Raw genomic sequence first — 13,173 nt, forward strand, 5'->3', positions numbered from 1 at the left:
AAGTGCGTTGGGAAGGTCGTCGTCAGAAAGGAGTCATGATGGAACTCTTGAGCATTGGCAAATTTGCGAAGCCATCGCATCTCTCCCCCAAAGCCCTACGCCTCTACGATAAGATGGGGCGCCTCGTGCCGAGGCCAGTGGACCCGGATTCGGGCTATCGTTTGTATGGAGTCGAGCAAATCGAAACAGCCCGGCTGGTCTCATCTCTTCGTCGTATTCAAGTGCCGCCGGGTGAGATTCAGCGAATCATCGCTTTAGATCCTCCAGAGGCAGCAGCGCGACTGTCCCAATATTGGGCCGCCGTGGAAGATTCACACATTGCACGTCGAGATCTGGCGACATTTCTTATCAATCAACTCAATGGGAGGTATGAAATGATGTATGAGGTAGACACACGAGAAATTCCCTCGCGCGAAATACTATGCGTGAAACGTCGCGTCAATGGAATGAATGGAGCTTGGGCATTTGGCCAGGAGTTCATCGGCATGATCAAAACTGTGCCCTACCGCGTGTAGAGGGGAGAGCCGGAGCCATGTTTTGCATCTATTGGGGCGAAATCACCGAGGCTAGCGATGGGCCACTGGAGTGGTGCCTTCCGGTTTCAAAGACCGAGGGGCTTAATCTTGATGGGGTCTCTTCTGAGTTGTCTCTGCGCACTGAACCTGCCCATCTTGAAGCCTACGTGAGTCTCCCACGTGATCGTCAACTGAGTACGGACGAGTGGGCACTGGTCTCCGAGTCGTTTCAGTCCTGGGCAGGGATTACCGGAGCCAAAGCCGGAGAATTGGGTATTCGCATGACCTATCTTTACGAACCGCCAGCCACCACGCCCGATTGCGATTTTGCGGCACCGCTGAACGAACGTTTTGACCTAAAAATCGTGATAGAATTCCGTCCTGAAACACGCTTTCACTATCTGCCCACACGAAACCTCTACTCACTGGGGGCAGCTAACACCACGCTGACCTTTTTCGATAAAGAAATTCACACATATGTGACGCTCCAGCGGGCCATCGTGTTGTCCGGCATTATACCGATCTTGAACTTTTCCCCGGCCGCATGGCCTCTACGAGGCCCAGTGCGGGGCTTTCAGGATGCGTTCGCAACAATGCCTGGTTCGTTGACCGCTGCGTGGAAAACCGTGGGCCTCCCGCGTCTTGTGCGATCTCCCCGGGAGAAACTTCGCACCGCTCCGGCCCTAACTTCCGAAAAATCCGCGTGATTTTGTGAGATTTCGTGAGCGGATTGCCGGAAAGAAGCTTTTTGATACCCCGCTTCGCGATAACGGCAGCCGCATTGTAGTCCGGATGACCGGTGTGTCCACAACGTTGACAGACAAACTCCGCCTGTGAGAGCCGATTGTCCGGGGAAGTGAATGAATGTGGAGACGGCGCATTCCTGCGAACTATATTCGGGGGGAACGGGGATGACCAGCTTGCCTTGGCGCACCGCTTTATAGGTGGTAAACGAGACCAATTGTCCCCAAGCCGGTGATACGATAGCCCATTTGGCGGTCGCTTTGGTGGGAAGAAACCGCCTGTTGGCGTCCTGCTTTGCCTTCGGTCGCAGGACCATGTTTGGAATCAGGAAGGCCTCAAACACATACAAATCACGGGCGTCCGCGACGGGTTCGGATGAACCGCCTTACGCCGTGGTACCGATGATTTTATTGGTGATCAATTTTAACACCTTCTTTCAAGAATCTCCCCTCATTGACTCACTCTCGCCACTGTCAAACTCTTGTAGAGTCGCATCGCTTCATTGCTGTCGGTCAGACTGCCGATTTTCCTCAATGACACCATGCTTTCCCCTCCGAGGGACCAAAGCACGGTGTCTTTCTCACGGTTCATCCAATGTCATACACCGCTACCGGCCTACTTCGCGAGACCCTCCGGCCCGGTCCTTATAGCTTGGCCGACCTTTTGTCCGCGAACGGCCATTACCGCGGTTCGTGCCACCACTTCGAAGACCACTTCGGCCAACACCGCCACCGTCCACGCAGCGATACTCGTAATATCGTGGTGATAACTAAATCGGATCACCCATGCAGCCCCTCCATGATTGACCCACACCAGGAATGCAAATCTTCCACCCATACCCAACACCCAGAATACCGCTGAAGCCCATCCCGCTTGCACCAGCGTCTTACCGTCAGATCCCGATCGCATATGCACCGTGACCCCACTGGCCCAGCCAATTGCCGCACCTACCGCCGCCAAAACAAGGGTTAACCACACATCATTCCCACTCGTAGGCACTTGCCGCAGATAGAGGGCCACCGCCGCCCCCACCACCAAAAGTGGACGAATCATCCTCCTACGCGTGAGCGGTTGCTCCCGGATTTGAAGCAAGACCATCAAGACCAGCGCACTATCAATCACATAATCAAAAACACTCATAAGTCCCAACCTTTCCCTAAAGTTTCCCTTGATCCTTCGAAAAATCTGTGCGCGGCCCGTCATTCTTAAAGCGCTGCACACCGCCGCTACCGACTCGCGTGTTCGAGTGATTTACACCCGTTCGTGTCAACAACAACCTATCCACCGTGCGTTCGTAGAAGTACAGTAGCACCTTGTGCTGGCATGTCTAGTCCAACGCCCCGTCTCGATAGAAGTCGATGACCTCCCCATGGAGCCTCTAATTGCGCTCGCGCGGTTCGTTTTCATGATAGACAGCTCGCGACGATGCCACCATCCACCTACCGATGGATTTTGAACGCAGAGACTCTATCTCTAGATAGAGGGTGAAACAGCAACCACCTTCACACCCCATCAGAAGAAAACAGCAAAACCGGAAAGAACGTGCTAAAGGAGACGAGACTTCTTATATCGGCGAAGCTACCGTTTACCGTTTCGTGTACGGGGTGAAAAGGCATCCTGCAGAGACGGTCCGCGCAAGCCATATTTCCGAGGTTCTCCACGGGTAATCGCCTACGTATTCCTCGTGATTTGACCGTTATCGCCGAACCCGCACCGTGATTTACTTTCGGAATTTATCAGCGTCACCAACCAGCTACCGCATCGCTGGAATCGAGCACCCCATTTCAATCAGCGCTCGATCACACCGACCCTACGGAACACGCCAATCGATATGACCAACGGACCCTTCCCATCATGGAATTGCGATACGGTGGCGTGACGGTTGAAGTGAACCCTGTGCCAACATGGCCGCCCTTTCCACAAGATCAAAAGCACCATTGCGCTGCCGCAATGCCGTTGATTGCATAATGGAAGCACTCCACACCTGCTTGCTATACTTTGTCAGATACATCGTCATCCAAATGATGTTCTCCAGCGGCGACCTTGATTCTTGTTCTACTCGGAAAATTCGTTGATAATGAGTCTTGCGGCGGTATTACCTTATGGAGGGCATGGGGACATGGGATGGATGGGCTGGCTGTTCGAAAAAATGGGTATTCAGAAATCAAGAGTCGTCATTTATGCGCGATCGTCTGACCCAGATCCAAAAGCTCTCAGCGCTCAAGTCGCCGCGTGTCGAAACTATTGCAAGAAGATCGGATGGATAGATGTGGAAGAGTATGTGGAGTCCCTTGAGGCTAAGGATTCTGAAAATCAACCTCAGCTTCAGCGTCTATTGTCCGAGATCCAGGATGGCCAACCAATTCACACCGTCGTTGTTCAAGACCGACGGCGACTGACATCGCTCCCAAATCGCCTCCTGGAAATCGAAAAAACAATCAAGGGCTCCGCAGGGCAACTGGTGGTGCTTAACGAACAATAGATGTGCCATTCCCCGAATTACGCATCGATCCGATGCCCTTCAAGGAAGAGTGTGCCTTTGTCATAGCACATAGGACTCTATGGCTCAATAGAACGCCGTCGCGATCTAATTCAAGATTCATCCACCACTCAGCCACAGAGACTCCATACCCGTCGTGCCGACATCACCCCATTCTCGGGTCATTCGTGCCAACGCTTCCCCAGTTGCTTTTCCGACGCCCGCTTCTCAAGGTTCGAAAGCTAGAGAGACGATCTCAACGCCGAAGATTTCAATCTCATGCACCGCGTCATCCGGTACGCCGCCCGCGATAACAGGTAGCGGACACCCCGATCATCCGCTCGATAATATCTGCGACGGTGTATATCAAGGATACCTTGAGGCTTTTTCCGACACAAGCATCTTCCCTGTCTCGGCGTCTGAGGGAAACGAACAAACGGCCGCTCAATATATTTCGGACGCGTACCATAACGGATATACCATCCCGAGCAATGGATACGGCGCCATCCAAGGTGCAGGGAGGTATTTCGCGCCGGGATTCGAGGCTGCGTGTGCAGCAATGGGTGCAATGGGGTGGTCACAGAGTAACTATTGGACCAGTGGTGACTCTCCCGATACCGCCGGTAACATCCTGATGAATTGGTACAATACGTATTTTTCTGGCATTGTATCAACGTCCACGATGTCCAATGCGTCGAAACCTAGTTGCTGCGGAACGACCGGTTAACATTGACGAGGGGGCGGTCTCAAAAGGTATGTCAGCAGTGATGCCGTCCCTAAAATGTGCCCGTTTTACCCGGGGCAGTGGAGAAAGTCGTTCACTTACCTCCCTGTTTTGAGGGGTCAAGTGGGAGAAAATTTTAGGGTCCAAGGATTTTGGGACAGCCCCTATTTCACTGAGGATAATGGATGCGGCACTGGTCAACGAATTATCACACTGGTCGCAATGACTGTCGCCACACTTTTCGGAGCGACCGCATCAATTTCCACACCCAACGGGCTTGGACGGGTCATGACCTCGGCATAGCCATAGACCACATATTTATTGAGCTTGATGTTACCGATGGGAGTAGAAATCTCGCCGATTGGAATGGTAAATTGTCCAGAGAGTTGATTCGCCTGAACAACACGCCATTGTACACCGGGATTATTGACAAACTGGGTCACGTCATAGTGCCCTTGATTGTTTAACAGGGATCCGGCACTGCCACTCAATAGCATCCGAACCCATTCAGTGGAATTCAATGGGTTAACCCATACGAAGCCCGCGGCATCGCCGGCACTCCAGCGTTGTTTTTTCCACCCCGATGGCACCTCTAATTGTACGGTAATACTGGGTGGAATCGTGACCCGTTCTGTCTGGAATGGACTCGATGCAGGGGCGGAATTGGTGAGTCCACCCGGGGTAAACGAATGGGATACCGTCGTCACCAGGGAGTTCCACTCGCGTTGGTCGGCCGCAGGGTATGCAATGGATAATACATTTTCGTTCGTCGCCCCAATAAATTCCTTGATATAGTAAATCTGAGCATCGTGGGTTCCGGACACGACGAGCCAATCGACGCCATGGGCCTGGTATGACGGATGCTTCTGGCTAACCAAAGCCCTCAAGACGGACGTCACCGTTGCAGGGTGCCCCGTAGCATGGCTGTACTGTCCGTATACCTCAATCGTAGCCTTCCCATAGTCCCATGACTTGCCATCCCCATCCTCTGGGGACGCGGATGCGGTAAAACCTTGCGGCACACGTAACGAATATCCCCAGATTCGATTGTGATAGGCGACATACGATGGGGATGGTGATGACGAGGTGGATACTGGCGTCGGACGTGAGGTAGTGGACGGTGCTGTTGTTGACGAGGACGGTGCCGTGCTGGTGGCGCGCGGCGGAGCCTTGGGAGATGGATTTTGCCCAGCAGAATGGGTCTCCTGACCGCATCCGACGAGTACCATAGCTGAGACGAGAACTACCGTTCCCCACGGCAGGCGCTTCATCATGTCCCTACCTCCCAAAGTGTCATCGTAAGTATAACGTTCGTTCAGTTTCACTCGTTACTGGGACTTTATTCCATGCACGTGGGCCATCCCACAAACGAGAGCTTTCGCAGGCCCGATTGCAGCATCTCGTAGATCCATGCGACTGACATCACGCCCAAATCGCCTCCTGGAAATCGAAACAACAATCAAGGGCTCCGCAGAGCAACTGGCGGTGCTTAACGGACAATAGATATGCCACTCCCCGCATTACGCATCGATCCGAGGCCTTCCAAGGAAGAGTCTGCCTTTTCCATAGCAGCCAAAGAGACCCCATATCCGTCGAGCCGACATTACCCCGTTCTGGGGTCATTCGTGTCGATGCTTACCCATCCGTTTCTTCCACCCCCACATCTGAAGGTCTGAGAGCTAGAGAGACGACCTCAACGCCGTGGCTTTCAATCTCATGCACCGCTTCATCCGGCACGTCCCCAGCAATAACACATTGATTGATGTCCTCCCACGTGGCAAACCGGTACAATCGCGGCTTATTCAACTTACTGGCCGTCGACAGCAGAACCACCTCGCGGGCCAACTGAATAGCACGCGCCTTAAATTCAGCATCCGATTCGTCGGGGACCTCGGCACCTCGCGCTGGATCAAATCCTTCCGTCCCCATGAACGCAACATCAAACCGCAGTTCTTCTAGAGCTCGCACCGCTTTCGGCCCCAAAAAAGTCTGGGAGGTTTGGCGAAAGGTACCACCGACCAGGATTAATCGGACTGATTTCGAACTGGCGAGCACATTGGCGACATTTAGCGCATTGGTGACGACGGTGACTTGCTTTCTCGCCAGGTAATGCGCTAACGATCCCACCGTGGTGCCGCCATCAAGAAAGATTGTGGCCCCATCGTCTACACATTCTGCAACGTGACGGGCTATGGCATCCTTGATATCGGTATCTTCACTAAGTTTGGTTTCATAGCGTGGCTCATAGGTAGCCCCCTCGTGAAGCAGTTTGACACCTCCACGAGTGGAAGCGACAATTCCTTGTCGCGCCAACTCCCACACATCTCGCCGAACGGTGACCACACTGACGTTTAACTCCACGCTCAACTCCGCAATACGAAGGCTCGATCCTTTCTTATGTAACAAGTCCAAAATCATCAGTTGACGATCGACCTTGAGTAACTTTGCGGACACCACGGTATTCCTCCATCCTCCACATCGATTCAGGACAAGGTACTAGCAGTACGGGTTACGCCCCCGGGACCCGCCCACCATACGTCCATCTGCGCCTCCATCATAGCTGATCGGGAAATGGGATAGGTAGCGGATGATAGGTGTTGATACAGTAGGGTTTCCAGGTCCAGCGTCGTCGACCCCGCCGTAGCCAACAGTTTTTCCTCTCCCCCGACCTCTCGTAACCATGTCTTCCATGCTGGGAAAAGATAGCCAGATTTCACCACCCAAGCCTTCGGAAGTCCAGCCATATCGATGCCCATGTCACGCAAAAGAAAGGGACTAGAGACGCCGAAGCGTTTCTCCGTGACCACCACATCATTTCCTTGAATGCGGAGAAGCGCCCAGCGTCCGGTTCGTTCGCATTGCCCGCGCCCTATCACAGCCGCCTGAACGGATACCGATTTGGTACCGCCCAACCGCCCTCCCAGACGGGCCTGGTCTACGAATCCAAGCTCCCACTGGAAAGCGTTTTGCACCATGTCTGGGTCGACAATCGGGAAAAACAACACGCCACTGACGCCCTTCCTTAACACCTCTTCCAGTACATCCACCCGATCCTCGGCTCCTCCGGCAGTCGGATTATCTCCCGCATCGCAAAATATCGTGGGGTGATCTGTGGGGCCTACCTCATCAAGCGAATAGAGTGGGACCGATTGATACAACAAATGCCTCCTTGCCCAGATGTCTCGGGCCAGCGCTTGAAACGCCAGCAGATAATGCCGAGCGTGCCCTTCGCGCCAGTACCCTAGAAGGCCAACCGTTCCCGAAGGACTATCCGCCCACGGGAACCCCTGGCTGAGCGAAACCTCAATCGCGCCACTCGCCGCCTGAAATTGTGTTAACCGATTATAAATTTCCGCCATGACGTCCTGGTCGGTCTGTCCAAATTCACCCGGCAGCAGCATCGGTAGCTTAATCAACACTTTGTCCATGCTCTCTTGGCCCATGATAGCACGGTGCAACATTTGGCTGGCGCGAACTCCTGTTTCCCACTGATCGCGATGAGGCGCGGTGTGATAATGCACTACTCCATCCACCCGGCGGATGAAATTCCACGTCAAGCTCGAGTGCAAATCATAACTCACGACAATGGGCACCTTCGGAAGTAAGGTATGTAGCCCCCTTATTAAATCAGTCTGCACATCAGATACCCCTTTGACTACTGAGCTCCCGTGCATCACCCATTGAATGCCGACCACCTGCTGCAGGTCAAGAGCCTCAAGCCGTCGACGCAGTCGTTCGCCATATTCTTGGTAGACCTCAAAATCGATGGTCCCTCCCACGGTTGCCCCGGCCGCAATAATGAATAGCACCTCATAACCCAGCCGGGTGAGTTCCATCAGCGCTCCCCCGTATTCATCCTTTTGGTCCAGGAGTCTCGACAGGTCACCCGGATCATCATAAATCCAAAAGTCACGGCGCGACGTCGAAAGGGGAGTAAAAGTATTCGACTCATGCGCAAACCCGCCCAGAAGAATTTGTTGTTGGGCCATGTTATCGAATCCTTTCCATTTCCTTCAACACAGTGTCCCCGTCATAGAGATGACACGCCACCTGGCTACCATCATCCAGTGATCGATATATCGGCACTTCGGTGGCGCATCGAGACATACTGACCGGACAGCGGGACACGAAGGCGCAGCCCATAGACGTCGGCTCCATATTGGATATGGCATGCGTATCGCGACTTCCCGATAGTTCTTCCGAAATGGCTTCAAGCAACAGTCTGGTATAAGGATGTTTGGGGGTTTTTACCACCCTGTCAGCAGTTCCCGACTCCACCATGTGGCCTCGAAAGAGTACGGCAATCGAGTCCGCCACGTAATAGGCGCTTGCCAAGTCATGGGTGATGAAGACGAAGGTGGTGTGGTAATTTTGTCTCAGGTCAAGGAGTAAATTGAGCATATCCAGACGAAGCGACACGTCCAACATCGAGGTGGGCTCATCAGCCACAATCACCGAAGGCTGCGTCGCCAAAGCACGCGCGATCCCCACTCGTTGACGTTGGCCACCAGACAACTGATGAGGAAACTTATGAAGATAGTCGTCGGGAGGTCGCATTCCCACCGTTTCTAGCAACTGAGCCGCCACTGATGCAAAGTCCAAATGGTCTTTGGACCGATGAATTTTCAGTGGTCTCCGCAGATGATAGTCAATCGTGTGCACGGGATTTAATGAGGTAAAGGGATTCTGCAATATTAGCTGGACTCGCCGGTGATGCGCTTTGAGCGCACTCTTTCGATAGAGCAACTTTTCGCCATCTAAATACAGTTCTCCCTCCGTGGGTCGCAGCAGTCCTGCAATAATAAGGCCCAAGGTGGATTTCCCGCTACCACTCTCCCCGACCAAGGCGAGAACTTCTCCGGACTTCACCTCTAAGCTCACCCTGTCCAAGGCCACGGTGGTCTTTCTATGACGTGCATTCACGAACTTCTGGGTCACACCATGCAATTTCACCATCACGCGTTCCTCATCAGGCATGATCATCACGCCATCTCCTCCCAGCGAAAGCATTGTGTCCCTATATCAGACGCTCCAGGAATGACGGTCCACTCTGGTTGGCGCGTCCGACACAGGTCGATGGCCATCGGGCATCGCGGATGAAAGCGGCAGCCCTCGGGCATGTGCCCCAAAGACGGCGGCGATCCGGCGATCCCGCGTTGGAGGTTCTTCCCTTCTCCAATCCGTGGAAACGAATGAATGAGCCCGCGGGTATAGGGGTGCAATGGTTGATGTCGGTAATGCGCAATTGTTCCGACTTCGACCACTTGCCCCGCATACATAATGGCTACCCGATCCGCTAGTCGGAACAGCAGTGACAAGTCGTGAGTAATAAACAGTACCGAAAATCCAAAGCGGCTTTGTAGCATCTTGATTTGGGTTAATAAGTCACGCTCTACGACCACATCTAGTGCGGTCGTCGGTTCATCCATGATAATCAAGTCCGGGTTAAACATCATCGCCAAGGCAATACCCACCCGCTGCCTCATTCCTCCAGAGAGTTGATGCGGGTAGGCGTTCATGGTGTCGCTCGATAGGCCAACCAACTGTAAAAGTTCCGCCGTCCGATGCAACATCACCTCACGTGATGCCTTTTCATGGGCTAAAAATGTGTCGAAGAATTGCGTTTGAATGGTCGTTAAGGGGTTCAGCGAACCCATCACACTTTGAGTCACCAAAGAAAACTTCAACCACCGCAACCCTCTGAGGGTCTTGGCATCCACCGTGACCAGATCGATACCATTGAATAATATCCGTCCCGTAACATACGTGGCTCCAGAACCAATCCGCGCAATGGCCTGGGCCACCGTGGATTTGCCGCTACCCGATTCGCCGGCGAGTCCTAGAATTTCACCCCGTCGGATATCAAAGGACACGCAGTTCACTGCCGCCAACCGGGTGTTACCGACAGCATATTCTACCGATAGGTCTTGGACACTTAGGGTGATGTCCTCCATGTCTATTGCCCTCCCTTCGCCAGTCGAGGATTGGTCACTTCATCGATTCCAAAGTTCAAGAGAGCGAACGAGGCGCCTAGCACCCCAATCGCGAGTCCCGGTGGAATAAACCACCACCAGGCACCAGTAATCAAAGCCTGACTATTGTTGGCCCAGTACAGCATGCTGCCCCAACTCACCGTGTTGATGTTGCCCAGCCCCAGAAATTGCAGCGAAGACGCCGTGACCACGGCGTAAAGACAGGTGAAGAAAAAGTTTGCTGCCACGAGCGATATCATATTGGGTAATATCTCCGCGAAAGCGATATGCCAGGTATTTTCTCCGACCGCTTGGGCCGAGAGAACAAAGTCCTCGTTTTTCAGCGTAATGGTCTGCGCGCGCAGTACGCGCGCACCCCATGGCCAACTGGTGAGTGCTATCACCGCACTGATGAGAAAATTATTCGCATCAGAGAGGTAGGACGACACCACAATCACCAGCACCAGCCCCGGCAAAATGAGCACAATATTGGTCATCATCATTAACGCATCATCCAATAGCCCACCCGTCAGTCCGGCTAATACCCCGACCACCACAGCCAACACCGTGGCCGTCAGTCCGGCCAATACGGCAATCACGAGTGGTTGTCGAGCACCCCAAATGAGCTGACTCAAGATGTCTTGACCATTTCGGGTGGTACCCAGCCAATGGAGAGTACTCGGCGCAAGCTGGGTTCCATAAATCGTCGCGTTGGGGTTATAAGGTGCAACCAACGGAGCGAATACTGCCATGAGCACAAACGCCAATAGGATAATGCCCCCTGCCTTGGCCTTGGAATTGCTGAACACCCTCGTGCCCACCGCGAACATCTGCGCCCGCCGTAAGGATGACCCAGCCACTGGTGTTGCCATTATTGGTTCCCCTCCTTGGACACACGGGGATCTAAATAGACATACATGAGGTCAGCCACAAAGTTGGCACACAGTACCGCTACCGCAATGATCAATAGAATGCCTTGAATGAGAGGGTAATCCTCTTGTTGTACCGCTTGATAGAGCAAATACCCCACACCTGGATAAGAGAAGACAATTTCCGTGAGAATAGCGCCCGACACAATGAATCCTAAAGACATCGCAAACCCGGTAAGATTGGGCAAAAGTGCATTGCGCCCCGCGTATCCCATTAAAATCTTTCGCGTCGGGAGTCCTTTCGCTACTGCCAATGTGACGTAGTCTTGAGAGGTGGTGGCGACCATGGTGTTGCGCATATTCACTGCCCAATATCCGACCGACGTAAACACGATGGTCAGCGCCGGCAAGAGCGCATGGCCAAACACGCTCACTAAAAAAGGCCCGTTAAATCCTGGAGTGAGTCCGTTGGTATAGGAACCACTAATAGGAAATATCCCCATAAGGTAGCCCAACACATACAGCACCGCGAGCGCAATCCAAAAATAGGGAAAGGCATAGGTGAAGGTAAAAAAGGTAGTGGTAATACTATCAAAGCTGCGTCCTCGATACCACGAGGAGATTCCGCCCATAGTGATCCCAAGGACAAAGCTAATCACGGTACTCGCTCCCACGAGGGCGACTGTCCAAGGAAGGGCCGTACCGATCACCTTTAATACCGGTGAGGGAAAAAATGTCAGCGAGACCCCTAAGTTGCCATGAAGGATTTGCCACAAGTAATCGGTATACTGGACCCAGAGACTCTGGTGCACATTTAATCCAAAAGCAATCTCAATCGACTTCATTTGTAGCGGATTCAGCCGCCCTGCAAACTTTGCCATCAATGCCTCTGCAGGATTTCCTGGCATCATGCGGGGCAGAAAGAAATTGAGAGTGATGGTGGCCCAGAGCGCCACGATGTAAAACACGACCCGCCTCCAGATAAATGTCATCGTCGTTCCCCCACAGATCTATTTCTTCGGTTTTAGATTTAATATGGTGAGCTCCATCGACGGGTCATTGGGCCCGGGATCGGTATACTGATTGGAGGGCGTTGGCCATCCAGCATAGGTACTGGCGTTATATTCGTTCCAATACGCTCCCCATACCAAGGGAATTGACGGCATCTCATTCACCCAGAGCTTTTCCAAATGGTCTAACGCGGCCTGTTGCGCCGCAACATTGGTGGTACTGTTGTAAGCGTTCAGATATTGGTCTGCCGTGTTCGAGGTAAATCGCTCGACGTTACTCGTGGCGACTTTCCCAACCGGGGCACTATAGAGCGAATTCATCGCGAAATTGAAGTAATAAAAAGGATTTGGACCGCTAAAGGACCACCCAATCGCCGCTTGATAGGTCCCATTTTGCAGATCAGAATAGTAGGCGGAATATTGTAGGGGTTTCACAGTGACATCAATGCCAATTTGCTTCATGTCCGAGGCAATGACGGTCACATCCTGCACCCAATCCGAATAAGAGGAGACCACCAGTAACGAAAACTGAAAGGGTTTGCCGTTCGGCATCAGCATTTGACCGGAGGCCGACTTTTTAAATCCCAGGGATTCCAGCATTTTCACCGCCTTGGTCGGGTCATAATTAGAAGGAGCCGCCGATTGTGCGGCCGCATCAATATAGCTTGACTGCGCCGATGGGATACCAAGTGCCGTAGCGGGCTTTTCGTATCCATATTCCCCTTGGTTTGATACTTGCGATCGGGAGATAGCATAACTCAACGCGATTCGCACTTGAGGATTCGAGAGCGGATAGACGTCATTATTAAGAAACAGCATCACCGGATCGCCTTGGGCAAACCAATACTTATGCGCACTAG

General features: G+C 52.9%; 12 protein-coding genes and 1 pseudogene. 3 read left to right on the plus strand and 10 right to left on the minus strand.

Going from position 1 to position 13,173, the window contains the following annotated elements; genetic code table 11:
• Nucleotides 1–515: MerR family DNA-binding transcriptional regulator (locus tag ACOJWD_RS05705; RefSeq protein ID WP_486992256.1), on the plus strand; the 515-nt coding region annotated here is incomplete at its 5' end.
• A 17-nt stretch (nt 516–532) separates the two neighbouring features.
• Nucleotides 533–1,222 (plus strand): hypothetical protein, encoded by a 690-nt coding sequence (locus ACOJWD_RS05710; protein WP_486992257.1) that lies wholly within the window; start codon nt 533–535, stop codon nt 1,220–1,222.
• Between the two features lie 173 nt (nt 1,223–1,395).
• On the opposite strand, the pseudogene ACOJWD_RS05715 reads toward ACOJWD_RS05710, so the two are convergent.
• Nucleotides 1,396–1,575, minus strand: a pseudogene (locus tag ACOJWD_RS05715) (zinc ribbon domain-containing protein); the annotation flags it as partial.
• Nucleotides 1,576–1,874: 299 nt separating this feature from the next.
• Nucleotides 1,875–2,399 carry a hypothetical protein gene (locus tag ACOJWD_RS05720; protein WP_486992258.1) on the minus strand — a complete coding sequence of 175 codons (525 nt, stop codon included), beginning with the start codon at nt 2,397–2,399 and terminating at the stop codon, nt 1,875–1,877.
• 988 nt (nt 2,400–3,387) lie between these two features.
• On the opposite strand from ACOJWD_RS05720, the gene ACOJWD_RS05725 reads away from it, so the two are divergent.
• Nucleotides 3,388–3,741, plus strand: a complete 354-nt coding sequence (locus ACOJWD_RS05725) for a recombinase family protein (RefSeq protein ID WP_486992259.1) — start codon at nt 3,388–3,390, stop codon at nt 3,739–3,741.
• Between the two features lie 918 nt (nt 3,742–4,659).
• On the opposite strand, the gene ACOJWD_RS05730 is transcribed toward ACOJWD_RS05725, so the two are convergent.
• The 8 genes from ACOJWD_RS05730 to ACOJWD_RS05765 all read right to left on the minus strand — a co-directional run.
• On the minus strand, nt 4,660–5,736 hold the full coding sequence (locus ACOJWD_RS05730; protein ID WP_486992260.1) for a hypothetical protein: 1,077 nt from the start codon (nt 5,734–5,736) through the stop codon (nt 4,660–4,662).
• A gap of 361 nt (nt 5,737–6,097) precedes the next feature.
• A complete protein-coding gene (locus ACOJWD_RS05735) occupies nt 6,098–6,919 on the minus strand; it encodes a DeoR/GlpR family DNA-binding transcription regulator (RefSeq protein ID WP_486992261.1) in 822 nt (273 codons plus the stop codon).
• Between the two features lie 26 nt (nt 6,920–6,945).
• A complete protein-coding gene (locus tag ACOJWD_RS05740) occupies nt 6,946–8,451 on the minus strand; it encodes a M81 family metallopeptidase (protein ID WP_486992262.1) in 1,506 nt (501 codons plus the stop codon).
• 1 nt (nt 8,452) lies between these two features.
• Nucleotides 8,453–9,445 carry an ABC transporter ATP-binding protein gene (locus ACOJWD_RS05745; protein WP_486992267.1) on the minus strand — a complete coding sequence of 331 codons (993 nt, stop codon included), beginning with the start codon at nt 9,443–9,445 and terminating at the stop codon, nt 8,453–8,455.
• The gene (locus ACOJWD_RS05750; protein ID WP_486992263.1) at nt 9,445–10,416 is read right to left on the minus strand and encodes an ABC transporter ATP-binding protein; all 972 of its coding nucleotides are present in this window, start codon (nt 10,414–10,416) and stop codon (nt 9,445–9,447) included. Before ACOJWD_RS05750 ends, ACOJWD_RS05745 begins: the two co-directional genes overlap by 1 nt.
• A gap of 2 nt (nt 10,417–10,418) precedes the next feature.
• Nucleotides 10,419–11,306, minus strand: coding sequence for an ABC transporter permease (locus tag ACOJWD_RS05755; protein ID WP_486992264.1), 888 nt, complete (start codon nt 11,304–11,306; stop codon nt 10,419–10,421).
• The gene (locus ACOJWD_RS05760; protein ID WP_486992265.1) at nt 11,306–12,295 is read right to left on the minus strand and encodes an ABC transporter permease; all 990 of its coding nucleotides are present in this window, start codon (nt 12,293–12,295) and stop codon (nt 11,306–11,308) included. Before ACOJWD_RS05760 ends, ACOJWD_RS05755 begins: the two co-directional genes overlap by 1 nt.
• An 18-nt stretch (nt 12,296–12,313) precedes the next feature.
• Nucleotides 12,314–13,173 (minus strand): ABC transporter substrate-binding protein (locus ACOJWD_RS05765; RefSeq protein ID WP_486992266.1); only part of this gene is annotated, 860 nt, incomplete at its 5' end.

Source organism: Sulfobacillus sp. TH-112 (assembly GCF_057473405.1).